The sequence below is a fragment of the Rhodococcus sp. Q1 genome (genome assembly GCF_004153645.1).
In the GTDB taxonomy this organism is placed as follows: Bacteria; Actinomycetota; Actinomycetes; order Mycobacteriales; family Mycobacteriaceae; genus Rhodococcus; species Rhodococcus gordoniae.
This window is the reverse complement of record NZ_SDMJ01000001.1, coordinates 587,504-614,121: the sequence shown is the minus strand read 5'-3', so window position 1 is coordinate 614,121 and position 26,618 is coordinate 587,504. Positions and strand designations below refer to the sequence as shown.

The 26,618-nt window shown below is 63.8% G+C and carries 26 protein-coding genes; 17 read left to right on the top strand and 9 right to left on the bottom strand.

Annotated features, from left to right (window positions below; all coding sequences use genetic code 11):
- Positions 1-67 precede the first annotated feature (67 nt).
- The 7 genes from EQ874_RS02925 to EQ874_RS02895 are packed head-to-tail and all read left to right on the top strand — an operon-like array spanning position 68 to position 6,653.
- The gene (locus EQ874_RS02925) at positions 68-1,249 is read left to right on the top strand and encodes an acyl-CoA dehydrogenase family protein (protein ID WP_129975460.1); all 1,182 of its coding nucleotides are present in this window, start codon (positions 68-70) and stop codon (positions 1,247-1,249) included.
- Positions 1,246-2,352 (top strand): acyl-CoA dehydrogenase family protein, encoded by a 1,107-nt coding sequence (locus EQ874_RS02920; RefSeq protein WP_165369184.1) that lies wholly within the window; start codon positions 1,246-1,248, stop codon positions 2,350-2,352. The genes EQ874_RS02925 and EQ874_RS02920 overlap by 4 nt, the downstream gene beginning before the upstream one ends.
- Before the next feature lie 2 nt (positions 2,353-2,354).
- Positions 2,355-4,100, top strand: a complete 1,746-nt coding sequence (locus EQ874_RS02915; protein ID WP_129975456.1) for an AMP-binding protein — start codon at positions 2,355-2,357, stop codon at positions 4,098-4,100.
- Complete coding sequence (locus tag EQ874_RS02910; protein WP_129975454.1) at positions 4,097-4,633, top strand: MaoC family dehydratase N-terminal domain-containing protein; 537 nt, start codon at positions 4,097-4,099, stop codon at positions 4,631-4,633. Before EQ874_RS02915 ends, EQ874_RS02910 begins: the two co-directional genes overlap by 4 nt.
- Entirely contained in the window at positions 4,626-5,030 is a 405-nt protein-coding gene (locus tag EQ874_RS02905; RefSeq protein ID WP_129975452.1) for an OB-fold domain-containing protein, read from the top strand. Before EQ874_RS02910 ends, EQ874_RS02905 begins: the two co-directional genes overlap by 8 nt.
- Positions 5,031-5,065: 35 nt before the next feature.
- Positions 5,066-5,482: a MaoC family dehydratase gene (locus tag EQ874_RS02900; RefSeq protein ID WP_129975450.1), complete on the top strand. Its 417-nt coding sequence runs from the start codon at positions 5,066-5,068 to the stop codon at positions 5,480-5,482.
- A complete protein-coding gene (locus EQ874_RS02895) occupies positions 5,475-6,653 on the top strand; it encodes a lipid-transfer protein (RefSeq protein WP_129975448.1) in 1,179 nt (392 codons plus the stop codon). The genes EQ874_RS02900 and EQ874_RS02895 overlap by 8 nt, the downstream gene beginning before the upstream one ends.
- A gap of 111 nt (positions 6,654-6,764) precedes the next feature.
- On the opposite strand, the gene EQ874_RS02890 is transcribed toward EQ874_RS02895, so the two are convergent.
- The 3 genes from EQ874_RS02890 to EQ874_RS02880 form a co-directional block, all read right to left on the bottom strand.
- The gene (locus EQ874_RS02890; RefSeq protein ID WP_242496615.1) at positions 6,765-7,352 is read right to left on the bottom strand and encodes an HD domain-containing protein; all 588 of its coding nucleotides are present in this window, start codon (positions 7,350-7,352) and stop codon (positions 6,765-6,767) included.
- A 94-nt stretch (positions 7,353-7,446) separates the two neighbouring features.
- Positions 7,447-8,172, bottom strand: a complete 726-nt coding sequence (locus EQ874_RS02885; RefSeq protein WP_129975444.1) for an SDR family NAD(P)-dependent oxidoreductase — start codon at positions 8,170-8,172, stop codon at positions 7,447-7,449.
- Positions 8,169-9,857 (bottom strand): class I adenylate-forming enzyme family protein, encoded by a 1,689-nt coding sequence (locus EQ874_RS02880; RefSeq protein WP_129975442.1) that lies wholly within the window; start codon positions 9,855-9,857, stop codon positions 8,169-8,171. The genes EQ874_RS02885 and EQ874_RS02880 overlap by 4 nt, the downstream gene beginning before the upstream one ends.
- 263 nt (positions 9,858-10,120) lie before the next feature.
- On the opposite strand from EQ874_RS02880, the gene EQ874_RS02875 reads away from it, so the two are divergent.
- From EQ874_RS02875 to EQ874_RS02855, 5 genes are all read left to right on the top strand, one after another.
- Positions 10,121-10,957: an alpha/beta fold hydrolase gene (locus EQ874_RS02875; protein ID WP_129975440.1), complete on the top strand. Its 837-nt coding sequence runs from the start codon at positions 10,121-10,123 to the stop codon at positions 10,955-10,957.
- Positions 10,958-10,989: 32 nt separating this feature from the next.
- Positions 10,990-12,153: an acyl-CoA dehydrogenase family protein gene (locus EQ874_RS02870; protein ID WP_129975438.1), complete on the top strand. Its 1,164-nt coding sequence runs from the start codon at positions 10,990-10,992 to the stop codon at positions 12,151-12,153.
- A 16-nt stretch (positions 12,154-12,169) separates the two neighbouring features.
- The gene (locus tag EQ874_RS02865) at positions 12,170-13,051 is read left to right on the top strand and encodes a VOC family protein (protein ID WP_129975436.1); all 882 of its coding nucleotides are present in this window, start codon (positions 12,170-12,172) and stop codon (positions 13,049-13,051) included.
- A complete protein-coding gene (locus EQ874_RS02860; RefSeq protein ID WP_165369183.1) occupies positions 13,048-14,514 on the top strand; it encodes an MFS transporter in 1,467 nt (488 codons plus the stop codon). Before EQ874_RS02865 ends, EQ874_RS02860 begins: the two co-directional genes overlap by 4 nt.
- Positions 14,515-14,762: 248 nt before the next feature.
- Positions 14,763-15,590, top strand: coding sequence for a GntR family transcriptional regulator (locus tag EQ874_RS02855; RefSeq protein WP_129975433.1), 828 nt, complete (start codon positions 14,763-14,765; stop codon positions 15,588-15,590).
- Positions 15,591-15,629: 39 nt separating this feature from the next.
- On the opposite strand, the gene EQ874_RS02850 is transcribed toward EQ874_RS02855, so the two are convergent.
- Both EQ874_RS02850 and EQ874_RS02845 read right to left on the bottom strand, forming a co-directional pair.
- Positions 15,630-16,880, bottom strand: coding sequence for an amidohydrolase family protein (locus EQ874_RS02850; RefSeq protein WP_129975431.1), 1,251 nt, complete (start codon positions 16,878-16,880; stop codon positions 15,630-15,632).
- Positions 16,881-16,963: 83 nt separating this feature from the next.
- Positions 16,964-17,728, bottom strand: a complete 765-nt coding sequence (locus tag EQ874_RS02845; protein ID WP_165369203.1) for a class II aldolase/adducin family protein — start codon at positions 17,726-17,728, stop codon at positions 16,964-16,966.
- 490 nt (positions 17,729-18,218) lie between these two features.
- On the opposite strand from EQ874_RS02845, the gene EQ874_RS02840 reads away from it, so the two are divergent.
- From EQ874_RS02840 to EQ874_RS02820, 5 genes are all read left to right on the top strand, one after another.
- Complete coding sequence (locus EQ874_RS02840; protein WP_242496614.1) at positions 18,219-19,595, top strand: MFS transporter; 1,377 nt, start codon at positions 18,219-18,221, stop codon at positions 19,593-19,595.
- 115 nt (positions 19,596-19,710) lie between these two features.
- Positions 19,711-20,334: an HD domain-containing protein gene (locus EQ874_RS02830; protein WP_165369182.1), complete on the top strand. Its 624-nt coding sequence runs from the start codon at positions 19,711-19,713 to the stop codon at positions 20,332-20,334.
- A gap of 39 nt (positions 20,335-20,373) precedes the next feature.
- Positions 20,374-20,508: a hypothetical protein gene (locus EQ874_RS23345; RefSeq protein ID WP_277986173.1), complete on the top strand. Its 135-nt coding sequence runs from the start codon at positions 20,374-20,376 to the stop codon at positions 20,506-20,508.
- Positions 20,505-20,978 (top strand): hypothetical protein, encoded by a 474-nt coding sequence (locus EQ874_RS02825; protein WP_207213462.1) that lies wholly within the window; start codon positions 20,505-20,507, stop codon positions 20,976-20,978. The genes EQ874_RS23345 and EQ874_RS02825 overlap by 4 nt, the downstream gene beginning before the upstream one ends.
- A 123-nt stretch (positions 20,979-21,101) precedes the next feature.
- Entirely contained in the window at positions 21,102-21,911 is an 810-nt protein-coding gene (locus EQ874_RS02820; RefSeq protein WP_242496613.1) for a TetR/AcrR family transcriptional regulator, read from the top strand.
- Positions 21,912-21,932: 21 nt separating this feature from the next.
- Here EQ874_RS02820 and EQ874_RS02815 read toward each other — a convergent pair whose 3' ends face one another.
- From EQ874_RS02815 to EQ874_RS02800, 4 genes are all read right to left on the bottom strand, one after another.
- The gene (locus EQ874_RS02815) at positions 21,933-22,796 is read right to left on the bottom strand and encodes an alpha/beta hydrolase (RefSeq protein WP_165369181.1); all 864 of its coding nucleotides are present in this window, start codon (positions 22,794-22,796) and stop codon (positions 21,933-21,935) included.
- 40 nt (positions 22,797-22,836) lie between these two features.
- Complete coding sequence (locus EQ874_RS02810) at positions 22,837-23,778, bottom strand: NAD(P)-dependent oxidoreductase (protein WP_242496612.1); 942 nt, start codon at positions 23,776-23,778, stop codon at positions 22,837-22,839.
- On the bottom strand, positions 23,775-24,569 hold the full coding sequence (locus EQ874_RS02805; protein ID WP_129975427.1) for a hypothetical protein: 795 nt from the start codon (positions 24,567-24,569) through the stop codon (positions 23,775-23,777). The genes EQ874_RS02810 and EQ874_RS02805 overlap by 4 nt, the downstream gene beginning before the upstream one ends.
- A gap of 93 nt (positions 24,570-24,662) precedes the next feature.
- Positions 24,663-26,507 carry an NAD(P)/FAD-dependent oxidoreductase gene (locus EQ874_RS02800; protein WP_165369180.1) on the bottom strand — a complete coding sequence of 615 codons (1,845 nt, stop codon included), beginning with the start codon at positions 26,505-26,507 and terminating at the stop codon, positions 24,663-24,665.
- Positions 26,508-26,618: the final 111 nt, after the last annotated feature.

Below are 26,618 nucleotides of genomic sequence, written 5' to 3'. Positions count from 1 at the left end.
ATACACACCGCGATCGTCCCAGCGCCGCAGCGTGGGGACCGAGCCCACGACAGAAAGGAGGCAGCGGGTGTATCTACGAACGTCGGAGAAGACCGACAAGCTGCGCCAAGAACTTCGCCGGTACTTCAATCTCCTACTCACAGAAGAGGTCCGTGCCGAACTCCGCGCGGAAGGCGCGGCCGGTGGCCCGACCCGCAGCCGAGTGTTGCGGCAGATGGGAAGCGACGGCTGGCTCGGTATCGGATGGCCGACGGACTTCGGCGGTCAGAGCAAAGGGCCGGACGCGCAATATGTCCTCTTCGACGAGGCCTATCGCGCCGGAGCACCGCTACCGATGGTCACGCTCACCACGGTGGCCCCGACACTCATGGCCAAGGGCTCGGAAGACCAAAAGGAGTACTTTCTGCCCCGAATTCTTCGCGGAGAACTGATATTTGCCATCGGCTACACGGAACCGGCCGCCGGCACCGACCTGGCATCGTTGCGCACACGCGCGGTCCGCGACGGCGACGAATACGTCATCAATGGGAACAAGGTGTTCACGTCCGGAGCCGACGGCGCCGACTGGATCTGGCTTGCAGCCCGCACCGACCCGGAGGCGCCCAAACACAAGGGCATTTCGCTGATCCTCGTACCGACCAGTTCGAACGGGTTCTCGGCAACGCCGATACACACGGTCGGCGGCGGGACGACGACAGCGACCTACTACGACAATGTACGGGTTCCGGTCACGAACGTCGTGGGCCAGGAGAACCGCGGCTGGGAAATGATCACCACCCAGTTGAACCACGAGCGCATCGGTCTCGCAGCACTCAGCGGCGTGTGCGAAGGGATGCTCGAGGACACCATCGAATGGGCCCGATGCGCAAAGACGCCGGACGATCGCGCTGTGATCGAGCTCCCTTGGGCTGCAACCAAGCTCGCGGAATCGTACGCCCGAGTACGAGCCATGCAGTTACTGAACTGGCAACTCGTGGACGCGACCGGAGACCGATCTGCACTCCCAGGAGACGCATCCGCCGCCAAAGTGTTTGCCACCGAAACCGCAATCGACGTCTATCGCATGTTACTCGAAGTGCGTGGTTCGACAGCGATGCGCATCACAGAACAACCATGGCGGAGCGACTCCGGACGCCTCGCTCTGCTGAACCTTTCTGCACAGATCAACACGTTCGGCGGAGGCGTAGCAGAGATTCAACGAGAAATCGTTGCATGGAACCGACTTGGCATGGCACGGAGGACTCGATGACCGAGCGCAGCATGGACTTCTCGTTCGACGAGCAACAACAGATCGTCCATGAACTCGCAGTGTCGGTGTTTGCGAAACACAGCACCGACGAGCGGGTTGCAGAACTCGAACGCGCCGGCCAGGCGTTCGACAGCGAACTATGGACTCGATTGATCGACACCGGGTTGCTGGATGTCGTCCTGCCCGCCGAGATCGGTGGAGGCGGCGTGGGCACGGTGGGACTGGCGATTGTGCTGGAACAACAAGGCAGACATCTCAGCCGAGTCCCCCTCGTGTCCACGTCCATCGCCGCATCTGCCCTAGCGGAATTCGGTGATGTGGACTCCCCGGCCCTGCCGTCGATCCGGGACGGTAGCGCCCGTATCGCAGTGGCCGTTTCCGATCCGTGGGGCAGCGTACGTGCCGAAGGGCATGACTACGGCTGGGTTCTGAACGGAAGCCTCCCTCAGGTCTACCTGGCGGGATCGTGCACACACGTCCTCGTTCTCGCTGACGATTCACGATGCACTCGAACATTTCTGTTGTCCCTCGAGCGCGACGGACTCGAGGTCGACCGCTTCGAAGGCATCAGCCGTAATATCCACGCCTCCATAGACTTCAACTCGGTTCACGTCGACAATCGCGATCTCGTGGGCCGCCCCTCACATTCCGGAGACCCGGCACGGTGGATACGCACCCGGCTGCTGACCGGGATCGCGGCGCTCGAGTTGGGTCTGTGCGAAGAGGCTGTGAAGCGCACCGCGGAGTACACATCTACCAGGGAGCAGTTCGGCCGGCCTTTGTCGACCAATCAAGGGGTGGCAATGCGGGCGGCCGACGCCTACATCGACACCGAAGCCATCCGGTTGACGATGTTGGACGCAGCCTGGCAACTCGACCAGGGTGAAGACGCAGCGACAGCCGCTCTGGTGGCGGCATGGTGGGCACGTGAAGGAGGTGTCCGTGTAGTGCACGCGACTCAACACCTTCACGGCGGTATGGGCGCCGACGTCGACAACCACATCCATCGATTTTTTCTCTGGGTTCGAGAACTCGACATTGTCGCAGGGCCGGCGCCCGCTCTGCTCGACGAGCTCAGTGCTGTCCTCACCGCAGGGATCTGAAGATGACCGATCCCAGAATGGTGGCCACGAAAGGAGTTCTGTTGAATCACGATGCCCCGTTGACCACGGCGGACTTGCTACGGAGGCGGGCGGCGGATGACCATCCCGCCCTCCTTTTCGAGGACTCGCAATGGTCGTGGCGAGAGTTCGTCGCCGAATCGAGCCGACGAGCCCATTTGTTCCAGGACCTCCATGACCCTGACCGGCCCTTTCATATCGGCATCATGCTCGAGAACGTTCCCGACTACCTGTTCGCAATAGGCGGTGCTTCCTTCGCGGGAGGGACGGCGGTCGGCATCAATCTGACTCGAAACGGTGAGGAACTGGCCGCGGATATCCGCTACACCGATTGCGAGATGATCATCACCGACAGCGTTCTCGTAAAACGCCTGGAGGGTCTCCAACTCGGGCTACACCCGGACAAGATCATCCTGATCGATTCGTCGGAGTACAGCAATCGGCTCGACTCGTATCGAGATCGCGGAATACCGGATGTTCCTGCAGCACATGACCCACAGACACAGTTGTTGCTCCTCTTCACTTCCGGATCCACGGGAAAACCGAAGGCAGTAATTTGCTCGACGGGTCGATTTGCGCGAATTGCATCGCGTGCGCACATGAACCTCGGGCGCGACGACGTCTCCTACAACGCCATGCCACTCTTCCACGGCAACGCACTCATGGCGTGCTGGTCGAATCCTCTGTACACCGGCGGAACATTTGCGCTGGCCCGAAAATTCTCGGCTTCGCGCTTCGTCGACGACCTTCTGAAGTTCAAGGCGACGTATTTCAATTATGTCGGCCGCGCACTTGCGTACGTCCTGTCCCGACCCGAACGCCCCGAGGAGAAGCAAACCTTCCTCAAGTTCGCATTCGGCACCGAAGCGTCGAAAGTCGACCGTGAGGAGTTCGAACGTCGCTTCGGAATAGTTCCCACGGAAAGCTACGGAGCCAGCGAAGGCGGTCTCGCGATCGTCAGAACAACGGACACGCCCGAAGACGCGTTAGGACGTCCCCGAGACGAGATGGGGGCAGCAATCCTCGATCCGGAGACGCTCGAAGAATGCGCCCGCGCCAGATTCGACCGGAACGGTCGCCTCCTGAATGCAGGCGAGGCCATCGGAGAGATGGCCAATCTGACCGGTGCCCGACAATTCGAGGGCTATTACAAGAATCCCTCGGCTGCCGACGAACGGATCCGAGGAGATATTTTCCTGACCGGCGACCTCGGATACTGCGACGAGGACGGCTACTTCTATTTCGCGGGCAGGGCCGGGGAAAAGTTGCGAGTCGACAGCGAGAACTTTTCGGCTGCGCCGATAGAGCGCATCCTTTCACGCCACCCTCAGGTCGTTCTTGCAGCAGTGTATCCGGCTCCCGACGAGCGGACGGGGGACCAGGTCATGGCGACACTGCAAGTCGCGGATCCCCGACACTTCGACCCCGGCGGCTTTGCGCAGTTCCTGGAAGACCAACCCGACCTCGGGACCAAGTGGGCTCCCAAATATGTCCGAATCGTCACCAACGTTCCCGTCACTGCGACGCGCAAGATCGACAAAGTGCAGTTGCGCAACGAATTGTGGTACGTGGACGATGTCATCTACTACCGGCCGTCCGCAGATCTGCAGTATCGACTTCTGACGCAGGAAGATGTGGACAGAATATCGGAAGACTTCGACAAGAACAGCCGAACCAACCTTCTCACTGCCCTGCGCACATCCGATTACGCGCGGTCGAGGGGGAGATGATGGACCAAGACCGTATGGAAAAGGAAATACACCTGATCATCGAGTCGGGTGATGCACGGGTCTCGGTTGCGCGGGATCCGGTGAATGAACCCATGATTCATCATCTGTGTGATGCGATCAGGGACCGGAATCCGGTATATCTGGACCGGAAAGCGGCGGAACAAGCAGGACACCCGGATGTCGTGGCTCCGCCCAGTGCGCTACAGGTGTGGAACATGCCCAGCCCCGGTGAGATCGATGCGTCGCGTCCCAATGATGTCGAACGTGTCTACAGCCTGTTACGTGAGGGAGGTTTCGCAAACGTCGTTGCAGTGAACTGCGCGCAGGAGTACGCGCGATACCTGATTCCGGGTGATGTGCTGACCTGCGCCGAGAAGGTCGAACATCTGTCAACGCGGAAGTCGACGAAACTCGGTTCCGGCTATTTTGTCACGACCCTCACCACCTATACGGACCAGACGGAGCAATTTGTCGGTTCGATGCGTTTCCGAACATTGTGGTACACCAATACTCAAGGCAGAGAAGATGATTGACGCGATACGACCTCGTCCCCCGATCAATGGTGACAACCAGTTCTTCTACGACGAACTGAAGGCCGGGAGGGTTTCAGTTCAAGGATGCAACTCATGCGAAGAATTGCGCCACCCGCCAGTGCCTATGTGTCCCAACTGCCACTCGTTGGATTGGTCGCCGAGACAGATGTCGGGCGAGGGCGAATTGATCAGCTATGTCGTAATGCATCATCCCATCGTGCCACCTTTCCAGGACGGGTACATCGTTGCCTTGATCGAGCTGACCGAGGGTCCACGTTTGGTGATGAACCTGGAAGGAACCAGGGAAGACGACGTCGAGATCGGCATGAAAGTCGAGGTAACCGCACATGCGGTAGACGACGAGTTGACATTGCCGACGGCGTCACTGTGCGCGTAGCCGTCCGCCACCGAACCCCGAACAGGAGTACTGCCGTGAAGAACTACCAGGCCGGGGATCGTCTTCCTGCCTCCGACGTTCCCGTTACGACGTACCTCGTGGTCGCCGGCGCCATTGCCACACGAGACTTCCAGCCCGTTCACCACGACCGCGATGCTGCCCGAGCGGCCGGTACACAAGACATCTTCATGAACATCCTGACGACGAACGGCCTCGTGGGCCGGTATATCACCGACTGGGCCGGCCCCGAAGCACGATTGAAGAAGCTCGATATCACCCTCGGAGCACCGAACTTTCCCGGTGACTGTCTGACATTCACAGGGCACATAGACGAGCTCTCAGAGGACGGAACGGCTCGCGTGTCGATAGAGGGTCGAAACTCCTTGGGGGTCCACGTGTCGGGAACTGCCGTGCTCGCCCTGGACAGTAACGAGGTGACTGCACATGCATAACATCGTCGACAAAACAGCGATCGTCGGCATCGGGGCTACCGAATTCTCCAAAGCATCGGGTCGTTCCGAGCTGCAGCTTGCCCTCGAAGCATGCAAAGCGGCTCTCGATGACGCTGGGATTTCGCCGCACGAAGTCGACGGTATGGTGACCTTCTCGATGGACACCAACCCGACGATCGAGGTGGCTCGCGGATTGGGGTGCAAGGAACTGTCCTACTTCAGTCTGGTCGACTACGGCGGCGGGGCCGCTGCAGGTACCGTGCTACATGCTGCGATGGCAGTCGCGACAGGCGCTGCTGAAACGGTTCTGTGTTACAGAGCGTTCAACGAACGATCCGGCAGGCGCTTCGGTAGAGCTATGAGCGTGGAGGGATTGGCACCGGACGCCCGGGCGGCGCACTTCGGTTGGTATGTCCCCCATGGGCTGCTCACCCCCGCGTCGTGGGTTGCGATGCTGGCTCGTCGGTACATGCACGTCTCCGGCGCGACCAGCGAGGACTTCGGACGCGTCGCGGTAGCCGACCGGCGCCATGCAGCGACGAACCCGAACGCATGGTTCTATGAAGCGCCCATCACATTGGAAGATCACCAGGCCTCGCGGTGGATTGCCAAACCGCTGCATCTTCTGGACTGCTGCCAGGAATCGGATGGTGGTCAAGCTTTCGTCATCACCAGTCTGGAAAGAGCACGCGACCTCGTGTCAAAGCCCGCGGTTATCCGTTCCGCCGCGCAGGGCTCGGGATACGACCAGCACTCGATGACGAGCTACTACCGGGCCGACAAGGACACGTTCCTGCCCGAAATGGGCGTCGTAGGTAGACAGTTGTGGTCCGATACCGGGTTGGGCCCGAAGGATATTCAAACAGCGATCTTCTACGACCACTTCACACCGTTCGTGTTGTGCCAACTCGAAGAGTTCGGTTTCTGCGAACGAGGGGATGCCAAGCATTTCATTCGTGACGGTGAAATCGAACTCGGTGGCAGTCTCCCGATCAATACGCACGGAGGGCAATTGGGTGAGGCCTACATTCACGGCATGAACGGCATCGCGGAAGGTGTCCGGCAGGTTCGCGGGATGTCGGTGAACCAGGTCGACGGAGTAGAGAATGTGTTGGTGACTGCAGGTACCGGTGTGCCCACGAGCGCCATGATTCTCGGAACCGACGAGTAGATCGACGGGTTCCTCTGCCGTGTCGCCGGCTGGTAGTTGCCGGCGACACGGTCATCGAATTTCTGGACACGATTCGCTGCAGATGTATGAGACCGACCGTCGCACCACTTGTCAGTCCGTACCGAAACCGGATGCCGGGCGGGCAAAGACTTCACGCAACATCGGCACGAAGTGATCGATCGGCAAGGTGGGGTATGCCGGGTCGAAGGACACCTGATCCCACTCGGCGCAGAAATGGGCACAGGTATCGAAATAGGGAGAGCCACGGAATTTTTCGCGTGCATTGGTATCGAGCCCGAGCCGGTCCCAGTAGTGGTAACCCTGGAAGATGCCGTGGTGCTGTACGACCCAGGTCGATTCCGCGTCCAGATAGGGACGGACGATCGACGCTGCCAGTTCTGCGTGATTCGCCGGTGCCATGGCGTCACCGACGTCGTGCAGCAGGGCCGCGACGACCAGATCTGTTCTGGCGCCTTCGCGGAGAGCCCTCGAAGCCGTTTGCAGCGAGTGCTCATAGCGGTCGACCTGGTATCCCAGCGTCGGTCCTTTGAGGGAGTCGAGCAAGTCGATCATGGTGTCGACCAAGCGATCGTTGAGGAACTTCTTCGACTCGGTGAAGATGAGATCGATGTCCTCCTTCGTCGACTCGTCCATTCGAGTGAAGCTGACAACGCGGTTCGGCTGGCCGATCTCGGTCACAGGGATTCCCTTCTTCGGCGAATACAGCATCGTGGCCCACTGACGTGCGTTCTTCCTACTGACGCAGCGGCCCCTACCGCAACGGCTTTCCCTCTCATCGGGCTGATCTCTCACGGGGGCCGATCGCCGACACCGGTATATGAGCGCCGGTCGTCGGCACGGATTCTTCGGACACCAGAAACGCGGCGGTCCGGGCTACCAGGTCGGTTGTCACCCACGCGGACCGGTCCGCGTTCGGTTGCAACGTGCGGTTGGCGGGGGTGTCGATCACCGTCGGCAGCAAGGCGTTGACCCGCACTCCCTCGGCGCGGTACTCGGTGGCCAGCACGTCGACGAACGCGAGCAGTGCAGCCTTCGAGGTGATGTAGCCGGATGCTCCCGGGAACGGGGCGCGGGCAGCTGCGCTGGAGATACACACGATCGACCCGCCACCGGTCGCGATCATGTGCGGCAGCGCGGCCCGGCTGGCCAGGAATGTCGGGCGTACGTTCAGGCACAGTTGTGCATCGAAATCCTCGACCCTGGTTTCGTGGACTCGTCCACCCATGGCAAAGCCACCGACCAAGTTCACCAGCCCACGTAGCGGTGCGTCGGTCCGCGAGGCTGCCACCTCGACCGCGCGACCGACCGCTGCCTCGTCCAGCGGGTCGGCTCGAACCAGCTCCAGCTCGCTGTCGGCGAGCCCGGCCAGTCGCCGATCGGCGGCCTCGGAACGAGACGGCACCACCACGCGCCAGCCGTCGCGCAGCAGCCGTTCGACGACCGCCACTCCGAGACCGCCTGTCCCACCGGGAACGAGTACGGTCGCGGATGGATTCATCCTTGTGCACCTTTGCCTGCCGGCTCGAGGCGGCCGACGCTCGCCGCAACCTCGAGTTCACCGGCGGCGAGCGCTGCCAGAGCCAGATCTCGAACCTTCCCCTTGGCCAGCTTGCCTCCCGAAGATCGAGGTATCTCGTCGACGACGAGTAGATATTCGGGCAGGTACTCCTTGGTTATCCCGTGCTCGACCAGATGCGCGGTCAGGTCGGGAAGTGTCGGACCGGCAGCGGAACTTCCGCTGATGACTGCGCAAACCCGTTCACCGAAAACGTCGTCGGGAAGCCCTACGGCCACCGCCATCTCTACGTCCGGGTGAGTCTCCATCTCTCGCTCCACGTGGGCGGCCGAGATGTTCTTCCCTCCCCGGATGATGATTTCGGCCTTGCGGCCGACGACCGTGAGATAGCCGCTGTCGTCGATGGTGACCAGGTCTCCCATGAGCAGCGAGCCGTCCGGTGCGTAGAGCTCGTCGTTGGCCGCCGGGTCGTCGTAGTACCCCATACTCAGAAGTGGCCCCGTCCCACCCGGCTGTCCCGGTCCGCCACTCGCGGTGATGTCCCGCCCCTCGTCGTCATACAGCCGAACGGTCATCGACGGTACTATCCGTCCCGCGGTCGTCAGCCGCTTCTCCCGAGGGTCCTTGGTCGTCGTGTAGCTGAAGGCGCCACTCTCGTTGGATCCGAAGAACTGCAGCACAGTGGCGCCGGTCCGGTCCTCGAATCGCGCTGCATCGGGGTAAGGCACCGCCTCCCCGCCGGTGAACATGACCTTCAGGGACGAAAGGTCGACCTGTTCCGCCAGATCGGACGCGAGCAGCATGCGAAATTGCGTACTGACGCAGAACAGAACGGTCACCCGTTCTTCCTCGATCTTTCGCACCATCTCGTCGGCACTGAAACGAGGCAGCAACACCGTGGGTGCCCCGAGCAGAGTCGGCGCGAAGTGGCTCGTCCACAGTCCGAAACCGAAGGGGGCAGGAACAGCTGCGAGGAAAACGTCGTCATGCCCGAGTTCGCCGGCCTCGATGGCCAGCTGAGAGAAGTGCATCCAGCGATTCTGGAACTGCACCACACACTTCGGCAGGCCGGTAGTCCCCGAGGTGGAGTTCAGCATCGAGACATCGTCCGGGCCGAGGGCACGCGGACGCACCACGTCGTGCGGGGCGAACTCGATCGGGACCTCACGCCAGCTCCCGGAATCGAGCCGACGCAGCATCTGCACCTGCCCGTTACCGATGACGAAGTGTATGCGGACCGGCAACCCGGCCGCGAGCAAAAGCTTCCCCAATTGCTCGACGTCGCGGCCACGGTCGTCCGCCCTGGTGATCAGCGCGACCGCACCGGAACGGCCCAGCAGGTGCGTGATCTCGGCGTCACCGGCACGTGCGCCGATGCCCATCGCCACGAGACCGGCGCGCTCGGTTCCTACCAACGCCGCGTGTACGTCGGCAGTGTCCGGAAGGAGCACTCCGACTCGTTCCCCGGGCTCGATCCCGGCGCCGACCAGTGCTGCCGCGATCGCGTCGGCGTAGACGTCGTAGTCGCGCCAGCTCGTCCGGTCCATACCCGCGACGAAGGCCGGCGCCGCGGGAATCCTCTTTGCGTGGTCGGCCACCACTCGACCGAGCGAGCGCGTACCCCACCAACCGGCTTGTTTGTAACGCGCAGCCACCGCGTTGTCCATCGCTGCCTCCCGGGCCCGAACTCGTGATCGTGTCGGCCGTCACATGACGGCCGGACCCCACGGTAACGCCTTCGAGGCGGAATTATCAAACGATTGATTGGCTTTCCAATCGATCGCTTGATTAGGTCGACCACAACGGCTACCATAATGCACATTCGTGACCCGCCTCACACCACGTTCCCACCGTGGTGGACCCACCTCCCCGTGGGTCCTCTCGGCCTCGCCGGGACGAAATGCACTCCCCGCAAAAGAGATTGGATAGCATGGAAACCCTCGACTACGACGCCACCACTTCCGGGCCGTCAGCCACCGACCAACTGCACTTTCACGAGGCCGGTGAGGGTCATCCGCTTGTGCTGTTGCACGGGTCGGGCCCGGGAGTCTCCGGCTGGTCCAACTTCTCGAAGAACCTGCCGGTCTTCGCGCGCAACTTCCGCACCATCGTCGTCGACATGCCCGGTTTCGGTGCGAGCCCGGATATCGAGTACGACCGCCCGTACCCCGAACTCGCCGCGGAGTCGATGGTCAGGCTGCTCGACGACCTCGGTATCGAAAAGGCCCACCTCCTCGGCAATTCCATGGGTGGATGGGTTGCACTCGAGACGGCGGCGCTCGCACCCGAACGCGTCGAGCGCCTGGTGTTGATGGGCCCCGGCGGCCTGTACGCGCCGCTGCTCGGACCGATGATGAGCGAGGGTGCCCGGCGTCTGAACGCGTTCCTCGTCGACCCCACCCGTGAGGCGCTCGAGGCCTGGGTCGACTCGATGGTCTACGACCCGGCGACGATCACACCGCAGTTGCTCGACGAACGCTGGAACAACGCCACCGCCCCCCGGGCCATCGAGCGGATGCGCGCGGTCATGGCATCGCTGGCACTGCCCGGCAAGGCTCCGTTGTGGGCACGCACCGACGAGATCCCGCACCGGACCCTGGTCACGTGGGGACGCGACGACCGCATGCTGCCGCCGGACGGCGCCCTGTTCGCGCTCCGGCGCATGCCCAAGGCGGACCTGCACATCCTCGGTGAATGCGGGCACTGGGCGCAGGTCGAGCGCAAGCACGACTTCGAGTCGCTCACCACCGATTTCCTCACCCGCTGATTTCCCCTCTGACATCGAAGGAGTTTCCCCACATGGAGTTCCGGCACGAAGCACTGGACACCGCCCTCGCCGCAGGCGACCGTCTGAAGGCACTCGAGGCGGAGTGCGCCGAGGAGCGCCGCCTCTCGGCGGACACCGCGAAAATCCTGCGCGACGCGGGCGTCATGCGACTCATCCAACCCAAGCGTTACGGCGGGTTCGAGGCCGATCCGGGGGTCTTCAACACCGCGATGTACGAGCTTGCGCGGCTGTCGAGCTCGGCGGGTTGGGTCACCGGTGTCGTCGGCGTCCACTCCTGGCACCTCGGCCTGTTCCCGGATCAGGCCCAGAAGGACGTATGGGGAGAGAACCCCGACGCGTGGATCAGTTCGTCCTACAGTCCGGCCGGCACCGCCAAGATCGTGCCGGGCGGCTACGAACTGACCGGACGGTGGGGATTCTCGTCGGGCAGCGATCACTGCGACTGGGTCTTCCTGGGCGCGATGGTCACCGACGAGCAGGGGAAGCGCACCGGGCAGCACATCCATCTGCTGCTCCCCCGCGCCGACTACACCATCGACGACGTCTGGTTCATGTCCGGGCTCGCCGGCACCGGCAGCAACGACATCGTCGTCGACGGCGCATTCGTGCCCGAGCATCGCACGCACGACGTCGTCGACCTCTACGCGGAACGCTATCCCGGCAACGAGGTGAACACCGCCGGACTCTTCCGGTTGCCCTGGTACACCCTGTTCGTCAACGCCGTCGCAGTGCCGTTGATCGGCATGGCCCGCCGAGTGATCGACGAAGCTGTCTCGATCCACAAGTCCCGCTTGACGATCGACGCGTCCAAGATGCCGCACGCGGCCACACTGGCACGCCTGACCGAGGCGGACTTCGAGGTCGATACCGCGTACCGAATCCTGCAGTCCGACCTCGCCGACGCCTTCGACGCCGTCGAACGCGGCGAGCCGGTCTCGATGGCGATGCGTCAGCGCACCAAACGCGATCACATCGCGGCCGTCGGGCTCGCGGTCTCGGCGGCGGACAAGGCCTACCAGGTGGGTGGGCCACGGTCGATCGCGCTGTCGAGTGCCCTGCAATCGGTCTGGCGCGACGTCCATGCCGGCCAGCACCACGCCATCAACCTGCCGGACATCGTCAATTTCGAGTACGGCCGGTACATGCTTACCGGCGAACCCGGCAACCTCTACTGATCTCGAGGAGTACACAATGCCTGTTCTGTCACTGGGATACTTACGGCTCAACGTCGAGTCGGCGGAGCGGTGGAATACCTTCGTCCGCGATTTCATCGGCATGATGCCGGTCGACGGCCCGTCGCCGGACTCACTGCACTACCGCATGGACCATTACCCGCCGCGCCTGGTCGTCACCGAATCGGCCACGCCGGGACTGGAGGCCGTCGGCTTCGAGGTACTCAACCGCTCCGACCTGAAGGATCTGGTGTCCCGGGTCGAGGCCATGGGCATCGAAACCCGTGCCGGCACCGCCGAGGAGTGTGCGCTGCGGCAGGTCACGGGCTTCGCCGCATTCGACGACCCGTCCGGCAACCGGGTGGAACTGTTCTACGGGCCGGTGCTGAGCCATCGGCGTGTGGAGCTTCCGCACGTGTCCGGCTTCGTCACCGGCGATCAAGGCATGGGACACGTCATCCTCAACTGTGTCGACACGGAAGCGGCCTACAAATTTTACGTAGGGGTACTGGGATTCGCCGAACGCAACTCGCTCGCGTTGCCCGGCGGCACCAGCTACTTCCTCGGCTGCAACGCGCGCCAGCACACGCTCGGACTCAATCCTGCCGCGGGCCCTGCGCTGCTGCACTTCATGGTGGAGACCGTCGACCTCGACGACGTGGGCAAGGCTCTCGATCGCGCCCACGATCTCGGAGTTCCGATGATGCAGTCGCTGGGCAAGCACACCAACGACCGGATGCTCTCGTTCTACACCTACTCCCCCGAGGGTCACGCCACCGAGATCGGATGGGGTGGTGAGCGAATCGAAGGCGCGGCCCCGACCTACCGGATCACCGAGGGCGCGGTGTGGGGCCACCGGTACACGCCGCCGCCGGCCGGAACGAAGGGTCTTCCGCAGTGACGGGCACCGTCGACGGCGCGGTGCCGGCGGGTGGCACCGCCGCCGTCGCGGAGGACACCCACCGGTGGACGCCCCGGTTGGTCTCGATTCTGATCGTCCTGATTCTCGTCAGCGAGATCATCCCGGTGTCCGCGGTCCTCGCGGGTACCGCATTGCCTGCCATCTCGGCCGAGTACGCGACAGCACAGGCCGGCTGGACCATGACGATCGCGTTCCTCATCGCGAGCATCGCGATGCCGTTGGTGGGCAAGCTCGCCGACATGTACGGCAAGAAGCGCCTGTTGATGATCGTGCTCGCCATCACCCTCGTCGGATCCCTGCTGTCCGCGGTCGCGTCGAGCTTCCCGATGTTCCTTCTCGGGCGGGCGCTGCAGGGTGCGATCTTCTCGGTCGCGTTCCTCTGCTATTCGCTGATCCGGGACGTCTTCCCGGAGAAGATCGTGCCGTTCGCGGTCAGTGTCACCGTGACCGGCACCGGTATCGTCGTCGTGCTGCAGCCGTTCCTCGCGGGCTGGCTCATCGACAATCACGGTGTCGCGGGCGCCTTCTGGTTCGTCACCGTCCTCACGGCGGTACTGGCGGTCGCCGCATTGCTCGTGGTGCCGGAATCCCCGGTGCGGTCCACGGATTCGCGTCCCGATCTGGTAGGTGCGTTCCTACTGGGCAGCTCGGTCGCTGCCGTTCTGGTCGCGGTGAGTTCGGCGCCGCAGTGGGGCTGGACCAGCGCCGGAACGCTCGGTCTGCTGGCGGTCGGGTGCGCGCTGTTCGCAGCCTGGATCGTGCAGGCGGGCCACGTCCCCGAACCACTGGTCGATCTGCAGCAACTGCGACGTCCGGCGCTGTTGTACACGGTGCTCGCCTCGGGTCTGGTGTACGGCGTCGGCACCACGACCAGCTCGATCCTCGCGATCATGGCGATGACGCCTCGCGAAGCCGGCGGCGACTACGGATTCGGCATGACTGCCGGTGAGTTCGCGATCTTCGGCGTGATCAACGGAATCGGCATCGTCGGCGGCGGACTGATCGTCGGGCTCACCGTGCGGCGACTCGGAGCGAAGGTGCACATGGTCGCGGCGGCCGTGGCCATCGCGGTCGGCGCGCTGACTATGGGCGTCGGGCGGGGTGACGAACTGCTCGTGCTCACCGCGACCGGCCTGGCCCATCTCGGTGTGGGACTGGCGGGCGCCGCGATCCCGAACCTCGTCATCGCGGCGGTGCCACCCGAACATCAGGTGGTCAGCTCCAGCCTCACCGAGGTGAGTCGCACCCTGATGGCGGGTATCGGCACGACCGTGGTGTTCGTGGTGCTCAATGCGAACATTCAGGCGATGACCGGCGGAATTCCGTTGTACGAGGGCATCGGGTTCCAGTGGGCCTACATGTTGATCGCCGCATGCGCAGTGCTCGGCGGGCTGGCGGCAACGCGACTGCCCGGAAGAAACGGTGAACCATCGACGGCCTGATCCCCGCGCAGCATCAGCACCGGACGCACCGCCCGACCGACCGAGTCCTGATCCTCATGGAGGATCCGCCGGTCGAGCGGGCGGTGCGCCGCGCCGTCGGCGAATGTTCGGTATGACAGCGGCCGATGTGGCACGGGTGTGCCACGACGAACCACCCTGGTGGACGCCGAGGTGACAACCGTCGACCGCAGCTAAGTTCTGTAAATTTGGTAAATTCAGCCGTTATGGATTCCAGGGGGCACAAGGACGTGACGGCAGTACCTGCACAGGGACAGGGCGGGAAGTCGCAGAGTCCCGATCCGAGCAGCCTGCGCTGGCGGCGGCTGGCCGAGATGGTGGCAGACCAGATCCGCGAGCGCATCCTGCGGGGCGACCTGAACGAGGGTGACCTCCTGCCGAAGGAGGCCGAACTGCGCGAGCAGTACCCGGTGAACGTGCAGTCCCTGCGTGAGGCCCTGCGCATCCTCGAAGCCGAGGGTCTCGTCCGTGTCCGGCGCGGTAACCGGGGCGGAGCCGTCGTGCACCGACCCACCCCCGGAAATGTCGCATACAGCCTCTCGATGGTGCTCGCGATGTCGGGGACGGACATCGACGACGTCGGCCGCGCTCTCCACGAGGTCGAGCCGATGTGCGCCGCCTTGTGCGCGGAACGTGAAGACAGGGGCACCGAAGTGGTTCCGGTCCTTCGCGCGCTGCACGAGGAATCCCTCTCGAATGTCGACGATCTTGTTGCCGCAACCACGCTCTCGCGACGGTTTCACGAATCCGTGGTGCACCTGTGCGGAAACCGGTCGTTGATCGTGTTGGCGGGAGCCCTCGAAGCCCTGTGGTCGAGCCACGTGACGGGTTGGGCCAGCGAGCGAGCGGACCCGGAGAGCATCCCGCCGGCCGAACGAGCGCAGGCGTTGGCCGTGCACGGCCAGATCCTGCAGTGCATCGAGGACGGCGACGCCGCATCGGCGCGGGTGATCGCGGCCCGGCACCTCCGGGACGTACAGACCTATCCGCACGACCCGGAACGACCTGCCGTTGCCCTCGATCCCGCGGTCGCGCGGGACCGCTTGTTCTTCGGTTGAACGGCCCCGGCCGTCCGGCCGGGGCCGTTCAGAATCCGGTCAGAAGCTGTTCGGGTCGTCGATCACGCTCTGCGGCACCGGATGCCGGTACAGCTTGGAGGCGTTCTCCCAGGTGATCTTGCGCAGTTCGTCGGCGGAGAGTCCCTTCATGGATTCGCTGACGACCTCCATGGTCCGCGGCCACAGGCTGTCGCTGTGCGGGTAATCTTCCTCCAGCAGGATGTGATCGATGCCGATCCGGTCGCGCAGCACCATCGTCGACGGGTCTTCCACGGCGCAGAACCAGAAGTTCCGCTTGAGCACGTCCGCGGGGGAGATGTCGATGCCGTCCCACGTGCCGTACATCGACGAGTACGTGGTCATGTGGTCGAGACGGTCGAGAAGTGCTGGAACCCAACCAATTCCACCTTCCGACATCACGATCTTGATGTTCGGGAAGCGTACCGGGATCTTCGAGAACAGCCAGTCGACGGTCGCGAACATGGCGTAACCGAAGAACAGTGTGCCGGACACGTCCGGCGGGGCGTCCTCCGACGTGCTCGGCGACGTGCTGGACGAGCCGATGTGCAGGTTGATGACGGTCTCGGTCTCCTCGCACGCCCGCATGATCGGGTCCCAGTGACCCGAGTGCACGGACGGCAGCCCCAGGGCATGGGGACCCTCGGAGAAGGTCACCGCCTTGAAGCCGCGCTCGGCGTTGCGGTAGATCTCCTGCGCACCGATCTCGGGATCGAGGAAGTAGGGGATCTGGCACGGGATGATGCGGTCCGGGTACGGACCCGCCCAGTCCTCGAGGTGCCAGTCGTTGTAGGCGCGGGTCGCAGCGAGCGCCAGTTCCTGATCCTTGGTGCTGAGCTGCAGACGCTGGCCGGCGAATCCAGGGAGGAACGACGGGAAATTCAGGGACGCATACACACCCGAGAGGTTCATGTCTTTGACACGGTGGTGGATGTCCCACGAACCGCGGCGCATGTCCTCGAAGCGCTGCGGGTCGAAGCCCCACTCGTCGACCGGGCGTCCGACGACCGCGTTGAAGCCGACGTTCGGAATCTCCTTACCGTCGTACACCCAGATATCCGCGCCGTCCCGGTGGATGACCTTGGGTGCCCGGTCGGCGAACTTCGCCGGCAGGCGCCCCTCGAAGGTGTCCTTCGGCTCGACGATGTGGTCGTCGACGGAGATGAAGGGGAAGGGCCGGTGCGCCTTCTCCGGCTCGGGCAGGAAAGTCACCTTTCCCTTGACGTTCTGGGTGAAGTCGGTGTTGTGGATCAGTTCGTCGAGATTGGCCATCTCGCACGCTCCTCAATTGTCGGGGGTCGGCGAATCCGGCTGCGCTACTCACGCAACCGTAAACGTTTGGGATACAGATGTTGTCAGTCGAGAACGTCGAGATCGGTACGGATCAGCTTGCGTACGGCGCCTGCCCAGTAGACACCGGCCGCGCGCTCGACGAGCGCCTTCTGCATCGCGACGCGAATGCTCTTCTCGATCGGTAGTGGGTCTTTGCCGAGCAGCAGGATGTCATACGCCAACCGGCAGAACCGGTCGATCGAGGCCGCGCGGTAGACCGCGAGTTCGATCGTGTCGGCTGTTGTGATGATGCCGTGGCTGGCGAGGATGACGTTGTTACGATCGCCGATCTGGTCGGCGAGGCCGCGGCCGAGTTCGGCGTCGTTGATCTCGCCCCCGTACTCGTCGACCAGGGACAGGTCGTCGTCGTACAAGCTGCCGGTCTGGTGCGCGATCATCGGCAACACACCGACGGCGGCCAGCAAGGTCACGTAGTACGGGTGGTTGTGGATGACCACCCGGGCGTCAGGACGACGCCGATGTAGTTCGGTGTGGATGTGATAGGCGGGTGTGACATCCCACTTTCCTTCTATCACAGCACCGTTCGCGTCCACACGGCACACGTCGGAGGCTTTGACCTCGTCCCACCACAACCCCCACGGGTTGATCAGAAGACTGTCGTCGTCCCGATCGGCCCAGGTGATGTGGCCGGCCATGTTCTCGCTGAAGCCGTTGTGCGCCAGGATCCGGAACGCGCAGGCGAGTTTCTGCGCATTGCTGAGGTCGACCCCGATCGGGGGCGTGGCACGTGGTCGCCACTCACCTGTCGAATCCGGACCACCTCCGATCGCAGTCGATTCGTCGTACACAGTCACAGCGCCTCCAGGGGTGAGATTGGGGTCACAGAGTCGGACGTGGCGAAACTCTATCTTACAAAAGTTACGAATGTAAGCCGCCCTTCGGACGATGCCGTCGCCTTCGGCGAGCAACACCGGTGGGCCGCACCCACGACCTGCGCAGGCCCGCATTCTTCCGACCTGCACATACACTCCGCCGAGCGGCCCGAATCGGTAGAGATTCACCCCCCGACCTCGATGAACCGGGGGCCAGCCAACCGCTTGATTGACATTATTCGCGGATAGTCCTAGATTTGTGACGCGCGCCATACGGCACACACCCCTCGGCATTTCATGCCCCCGACCGCACTCCGAATCGGTCAGGTGCAGAAGGCCGATGGCCCCACGACGGCACTGTGTCCCTCGAACAGCCGTCGCACACCGCGCGCCTGCTCCTCCGTCCCCTCAACCCCACAGCATGCTCCCGACAAGGAGAACCGGCATGACCGCCTCGCCAACGCAGAACGACCCCTCGGGAAGGCCGACGCCGCCGAACCTGCCTCGGGCCAAAGGCCGAGCTCGGATGATCATGGCCGTCAACATGGGAAACACGTTGGAGTGGTTCGACTGGACCGTGTTCGCGATCTTCGCGGTCTACTTCTCCAACCAGTTCTTCAACTCCACCAACGAAGTATCGAACCTGTTGTCGACGATGGCGGTGTTCGCGGTCGGGTTCGTCATGCGCCCGATCGGCGGCCTGCTCTTCGGGCTGGTCGCCGATCGCCGCGGCCGCAAATTCGTCATGGTGCTGACCATGACCCTCGTCGCAGTATCGAGCGTCCTCATCGCGATCGCGCCCACTTATGAGCAGATCGGTGTGTTCGCATCGCTGTGGCTGCTCGTCGTCCGCTGCGTTCAGGGTGTCGCGCACGGTGGTGAGCAGGGCGGTTCGTACACCTACATCGCCGAGGTGGCACGGCCGGACAACCGCGCGCTGTGGGGTACCACTGTCATCATGTCCACCGTCGGCGGAACCGTGCTCGCCACCCTCCTGGGTGCGTTGATGCGTACCGGGATCGACTCCCAAACGATGGCCGACTGGGGCTGGCGAATCCCGTTCCTGATCGGTGGTGTACTCGGCTTCTTCGCCCTCTACCTCCGCCGTGGCCTCGAGGAATCCGAAGCCTTCACCGATCAGGCCGCCGAGGCCGTGAGCGCGGGGGCACCGTCGTCGGCCCGCTCCGCACTCCGGGACATCTGGGCGCAGCGCACCTCGATCCTGCGCGTCGTCCTCCTTGTCGGCGGCACATCGGTCTTCTCGTACACCTGGTCGGTGAACGCGCCCGCGTACGCCATCAGCTTTTACAACGTGAACGACAAACTGGCGATGTGGGCCGGCGTGGTCGCCAACGTCGTCTTCATCCTCGCTCTCCCGCTCGCGGCACTGCTGGCCGACCGGTTCGGACGTCGCCCCAACAACATCGTGTGGGGACTGCTGGTGGCCCTGCTCGCCTTCCCCCTGTCCGGCATGCTCGACGACTCGGCCGTCACCCTGGTCGTGGCGATGTCCCTGGCGCTCGTCATCCAGGCACTCGCGGCCAGTACGCAGGTCGCCTGGTTCGCCGAACTGTTCTCCACGAAGTCCCGCGCGGCAGGTACGGGAATCGCCGTGTCGCTCGCGGCCGCGATCTTCGGAGGTACTGCGCCTTACCTCAATTCGTGGCTGACCGCCCGCGGCACGCCGGACCTGTTCACCTGGTACGTCATCGTGCTCGCACTGGCTGTTGCCGCCGCCGCCTACTTCACTCAGGAGACCAAGGGTTTGGTCCTCACCGCGGAGAAAGACGCCCCGAGCGAAACCACCGTCCGCTCGGCCTGACTGCCGCGGGCCGACTCACACCGATCACCTACACCGACACCGATCACCTACACCGACACCGACACCGACACCGACACCGACACCGACACCGACACCGACACCGAAGGAAACTGACATGGTCGACAACACCCGTACCGTCGAATTCTCCCGGATGGACGACGCCACTGCCGCGGAGATGGAACTGATCCGGGACGAGGCCGCGATTCATCGACGCGACCATTGGCTAGGGACGGTGGTGCGTCTGCTCGAGTCGATGAAGGGCTACACCTTCGGTTACCGCGTCGATCGCTACGAGCATTCGTTGCAGTCCGCGACCCGCGCGCACCGGGAGGGCGCCCGTGTCGATCTGGTGATCGCCGCACTGCTGCACGACATCGGCGACGATCTCTGCCCGGACAATCACAGCGAGGTCGCCGCCGCCATCCTGCGACCGGTCCTCGACGACGAGGCGGTGTGGATCGTCAAGCACCACGGTGTCTTCCAGACCTACCACTACGGTGACAAGCTCGGCATTCCGACCGACAGTCGTGACCGGTACCGGGACTCGCCGTACTTCGACAGCTGCGCCCACTTCTGCGCAGCCTGGGACCAGGAGTCGTTCGACCCCGACTACGATTCGGAACCTCTCGAGTTCTTCATGCCGATGCTCGAGGAGGTCTTCTCCCGCCCACCCCGCACGTGGGGTGACCAGAACCTGGCGTGGTCGAAAGAACCCGCCGACGACCCGCAGTCCGCATAATCCGCACACCCATCGCTTCCGCACAGGAGGACCCAGTCCATGAGTTCGATCGACGTGGAGAACGACGCCAACGCACAGCCGGACCCCGAGGAGGGGTGGATGTCGATGGGTGATGCGCTCGCGATCGAAGACAGTTACCTCACACCGGTCGCCCGCATTGCGATCGCGTCATGAGAGTCAAGACCGTCGACGTATTCACCTGCCGGGAAATCCTGCGGATCCGGTCCGGAATCGAACAGTACGCGTTGCCGGAGGGGTTCGGTGAGTATTACTGGGCCGAACTCCTCAGGGACTGTTCCGAATCCGACGCCCTCGAAACCACCTGGGCGCATTACCGCACGAGCACACGACCCTTGACCCCGGCAGACATTCTCGGGCAGGTCGAGTCGCGACGCGCGGCCCGGGTAGCAATGGTTGTAAGGATCGCCGATCGCCTGCTCGGTGAACGTACACAGTTCGGCTGGACCGCAGAGCAGCTCGCCCAGTGGAAATCCACCTTCGAAACCGAGATCGGCAGAGGAGCGGAGGTCGAGGATGCGCGCGAGTGTGCGGACCACGACGTTTGCGGTGCAAGCGATTCGGGCGATGACGCCGCCGCAGAGATCGCCCCTCCGATAGCCCTGGCCCCTCCCCCCGCCGACTGAGCCACGCAACGACCCCATTCGGGAGCGAGGAACCCGGCGCCGCCACCGAGGTAAAACAGCCCTGACCCGCTGATAGCCTCGTGGCGGCACCTACACGAATCGTCCGCATACGAGAGGTAAACAGTGACAGCCAGCCGGCGTCAGATGATCCTGGCCGAATCGGCTCGGTTATTTTCCGAACGAGGCATCTCGGCCACCACGATCCGCGAGATCGCCGATGCGGTGGGCCTGAACTCCGGGACTTTGTATCATTACTTCGACTCCAAGGACGCGATCGTCTCCGAGATCCTGAGGAGTTTCCTGACGGACCTGGTAGGCAGTTACACAAACGCCTTGACCAGCACCGGAACGGCCCGTGGCCGTCTCGAACTCATAGTCCGGGTTTCCCTGGAAGTTGCAAATCAGCACCCCTACGCTACGGAAATCTATCAGAACGAGTTCGACAACCTCGGTGCACTTCCCGAGTATGCGGAGATCGCCGGAGCCGTAGAGTCCTCCCACCGGGTGTGGTTCGATGTAGTCGATGAAGGCGTGCGTGGCGGTGAATTCAAGTCCGGTATCGACGTCTTCGAATTCCAGCGGATGATGCGAGAGTGCGTCTTCCAGTCGGTCAGGTGGCACCGGGACACGCTCGCAGCCGACATCGAATCTATAACGGCTACCGTCACCTCGGTGTTCCTCGACGGGTTCGCTCCGGAACGAACCGGCTCATCCGATGTGCCGACGCCACCGTCGTCGACGGATGCGCGGCGCGAACCGGTACCGGCTACGAGTACCGGTCCGGAGTCACCCGCCGACACACTGGACGGCCTTCGTTCCGAACTCGACGAACTGCGCTCCGACATGCGTGCCATGCGGAGCCTTATGGAGACGTTGTCCACAGAGCACGACACGACCGATGACACCACTACCGAGGGTTCTACGGACAGGTAGAACCCTCGGCCCACACAGTCATCAGCCCTGTCCGGTCCGTTCGATCGACTGGACGAACCGAGAACACGACTCGATCGACGCGACGGAGACGCTGTGGTCGGGGTAGATCAAGGGCCAAGTGTGTCCTTGATCCGCAACCACTTCCAGCGTGCAGGTGACATTCGCCTTCGCGAGTGACCCGACCAGCCCGAGTGCATCACCGACCAGCGCCTCGTTGCCGCCGACCTGGATCAGGGTGGCCGGGAATCCGGTGTGATCGGCCAGCAACGGCGACGCCAGCGGGTCACTTGCAGGGGCGCCCTGCAGGTAGTCCTCGCGTGCCGACTCAGCCGTCGCCAGCGGGAAGAAGACGTCGGGTGCGGTCTCGTAGAACGGCGACGAGCAGTGCAGGTCGAGCCACGGCGACAGCAGCATCAGCCCGTCAGGAGTGCGCAGACCGCCCGTCTTTGCCGCGACGATCACCGCAGCGGCGAGACCGGCGCCTGCCGAGTCACCGGCAAGAACGATCGGTCCCTCCGCCGCGGACGTGAGTGCCTCGTAGACAGCGATGGCGTCGCGCAGCCCGGCCGGAAACGGGTTCTCCGGCGCGAGCCGATACCGCGGCAGGACGACCGTGGCGTCGGCGCCGGCCGCGATCTTCGCCGCGTAGGCGTTGTATGCCTCCGGACTACCCATCCGGTATCCACCCCCGTGCAGGTAGAGGATGGTGGCCCGGTCGCCGGCCCGAAGAGTCCGGCACGGCACACCCGCGAACTTTGCATCACCGGCCGTGACCCCCAGCGCGGGGTCGATCTCGGTCGCGGCGAACATCGCGCGGCGGTCCAGCAGTTCCGGACCCGCCGGCCTACCGGCCCGTTCGGCAGGCAGCGACTCGTGCACTGTCATCGGCATGTCGTCTCCCAAATGATGTTCTACGAAAGGATGCTCACGAGCGGACGGTCTCGATGAGCTTGTCCGGATGACGAGCGGCAACCGTCCGGCGGATGCCTTCACGCCAATCCACCGTGCACGGCCCGGTGATGGAGGCACGCAGCGTGGTGTCCGCGATGGATCCGCGCAGCGTTCCCTCGATCGGAGTCACGTCGACGACGGGCTCGACCCCCATCAACTCGCCGGCGTAGGCCGCCCACTCCTGCACGCTCACCGGTTCGTCGCCACCCCAGTTGACGATGAGAGCAGGTGTGGAGGCTGCCTCGAGCAGGGCACCGACCTGGGTGTTGATGTCGTCCTCGTAGATCGGGCTGTACATGCACGGATCCCAGCGGGTGGTGATCGGCCGGCCGTCAGCGATGGCGTCGACGTGCATGGCCGGGAGTCCCCCGTTGGGCCCGTACGACGCGTTCATCCGAGCGATCGTCACCGGAACACCGAAGGCGCGGGCGGCGAACCGCGCGGTGGCCTCCTGGCTGATCTTCGACATCGAGTAGGTCGGGGTGTGGGTGCTGTTGCACTCGCCCAGCGGTGACTGTTCGGTGAACAGGTACATCGGGTCGTCCTGCGGGCGGTAGACCGAATGGGTGGACATCACGAGTGCGCCCTTGGCGGACCGGCAGTGCTGCAGGAGAAGTCCGGTGCCTTCTGCGTTGGCGCGGATCGCGGCGTCGTAATCCCAACCCGGAGCCAGACTCGCCGCCAGATGTACGACGTACGTGAAATCCTCGGGTACACCGTCGAAGTCGCCGTTGCCGAGATCGCAGGTGATCGGGACGATTCCCGCTTCGCTCACCCGCTGCCGGTCGTCGGGCCGGCTGTAACGCGCCAGTCCCCACACCTCGTTCTCGGCCGCCAGCGTCCTCGCGATCGGGAACGCGATCTGACCGGTCACCCCGGTCACCAGGATCTTCTCACCGCTCAACACAGGTCTCACCACAATTCGTCGGTGTACTTGTCCGTACCGACCACAGTCGGGATGAACGGCGACGCGAAGGTGACCGTGCCCGCACCCGACTTCTCGATATCCGTTGCGTAGTCGACGATGTGCTGCCAGCTCGCGGTCGGCTCGTCTTCGAGAAACAGCATCTGAAGGATGCGGTCGGTGGTTCCGCCGTCGTTGCCCATCTTCATCGGCACATTGTGGTCGGAGGGCCAGGGCTTCATTCGCCAGCTGCTGATCAGATCGACGGCACCCTTGCCGACCAGGGTCTCGGCCGGTCCGTTGTCGATCATGTCGATAGCGGCGGCGCGGTCGACGCCCTCTGCTGGTTCGATCATCACGGTGACGAGGCCGCCGTAATGGTGATCGTGTGCGAGTTCGAGAGGGACGCCGTCCTCCTGCGCAGAGACGGTCGAGTCCGGCAGGTACTGGCCGGTGTGGACGTGCTCACGCTCGGCGAAGCCGCGGCCGGCGGCGTACAGTTCGCCGACCTGCTTCTGCGCCCACGCGTCTGCGACTTCCGCATCGGGCTCGTGTACCCAGTAGATCGCAAGGTACGAACCATTCTCGGTCTTCGTCGCGACCGGTCCGGTCTCCGGGAAGCGCAGGTCCTTCAGAGCCTTCGTGGCGACCCAACGGCTGCCGGTGAACCAGCCCGGACCGACCATGCAGCCCGAGTAGCGGTGATCGCGCTCGTACCAGCGGTTGTACTCGACCTCATGACCGCGCGACGGATCCACCATGGTGAACAGTGCGTAACCGAGTCGCACCGGAGTCAACGTCATTACTCTCTCCTGACTTTCGTGAACCGGACGCACGGGCAGCCGGAAGGTCGGCTGCCCGCAGTCCTCGAGAATTCCTGTCGGTATGCCGCCGGCTCAGCGGGTCGCGGCGATGCCGTCGAAGGTGTCGTCCTCACGCCACTTCTCGAGCATCTCGAAATATTCGTAGCCGGGTCCGTACAGACCGCCCGCAAGGGTGCTGCGCTTGTCGTCGACACGGCCCTCGTTGTTGTAGTGGCCCGGAGTGCACGAGAGGTTCCATTCCCGTCGCATCTCCGCGTGTTCGGCGATGGTCGCGTTCCAACCTGCCTCGGCCTCGGCGGTCGGTTCGATGGCCCGGATGTCCTCCTTCAGGCACTTGCCGACCATGTAGACCATGTGCCGGGCCTGGTTGTCGATGAGATTCGAGATGTTCGAAACCTGGGTCGACTGAACGAACCCCAGGAAGAACAGGTTCGGGAAGTCCTTGCTGAGGAAGCCGTGGTAGGTGCTCGCGCCCTCGGCGAACTTCTTCGACAGCCGGTTGCCGTCGCGGCCCAGCACGTCGTAGCCGGCCTTGTCGGTCCAGGTGCGTCCCTGCTGGAAGCCCGTCGCGTAGATGATGAGGTCGACCTCGTACTCGCGGTCGCCGACGACGATGCCCTCCTCGGTGATCCGGTCGATCGGCGTGGTGGAGGTGTCGATGATGTGGACGGATTCCTTGTTGAACACCGGAAGGAAGTCGTCGCTGAAGCCCGGTCGCTTGCACATGGTGCGGTAGTAGGTCTTGAGTTTGTCGGCCTTGGCCGGATCCTTGACGATGGCGTCGACCCGGTCGCGCAACATCTCGTTCCACTCGTAGTCCGAGCGCTCCATCGCGTCCATGTACTGCTCGAGGGTCGGTTCCGCACCGCCGGCCTCGTAGATCTTACGCATCTGGTACTTCGCGAACTTGATCCAGCCGTCGTCGACGTCGCAGTCGACGGTGGCGCGGTCCATCGCGCACTTGTCGAAGGAGACACGACGCTCCTTCTGCCACCCCGCGGGCAGGGACTTGAACCATTCGAGGTCGGTCGGGGCGTTCTCGCGGGGCGCGATCTGGCTGGGCGTGCGCTGGAAGACGACCAGCGACTTCGCGTGCTCGGCGAGGTGCGGGATGGCCTGGATGCCGGTGGCACCGGTGCCGATGATGGCCACGCGCTTGTCGCGGAGCCCGGTCAGATTTCCGGTGGTGTCGCCGCCGGTGTAGTCGTAGTCCCACCGGCTGGTGTGGAAGCTGTGGCCGGCGAACTTCTCGATGCCCGGAATGCCAGGCAGCTGAGGGCGGCTGAACAGGCCGCTCTGCGTGGAGACGAAGCGGGCGCGGAACACATCGCCGCCGTCGGTGCGCACCGTCCACCGCGCGGTGTCCTCGTCCCATTCCATCTCGGTGACCCGAGTCTGGAACAGGGCGTGCTCGTACAGGCCGAACTGCGTGCAGAGGGACTGGGTGTAGGCGAAGATCTCGCTGCCGCGCGTGTATCTCTCGGTGGGGATGTAACCGGTCTCCTCGAGGTACGGCAGGTAGATGTACGACTCGATGTCGCAGCGCACGCCCGGGTAACGGTTCCAGTACCAGGTGCCGCCGAAATCTGCTGCGACGTCCAGGATCTTGAAATTCGTGACGCCGATCTTCTTCAGCTCGATGCCGGTACTGATGCCCATGAAGCCCGCGCCGATGACGAGCATGTCCAGGTCGGCGGTCTGCGGCGGCGTGGTGCGCGGACCGTCCGCGTACGGGTCGGCGTCGTAGTCCGCGAATTTGCCTTCGAAGTCGATCGCCTGGAAGGTATCGGCACCGGTGTTCGGCAGGCGCTTGTCGCGCTCTTCGGCGTACTTCGCGCGGAACCATTCGAGGTCGTCGACCTTGCGCTGGGGTTCCCAGAGGTGTGGGTCGCGTGCGGTGGTGTCAGGAGCGGTCATGAAAGTCCTTTGGTCGTCACTGCGTCGAAGTGCGCGATCCGGCGGCGGAGGGGATTCGTCGCTGTGACGCATTCAGCGAGGTATCGAGGGGAAGCCGTAGTCCGGCGCAGG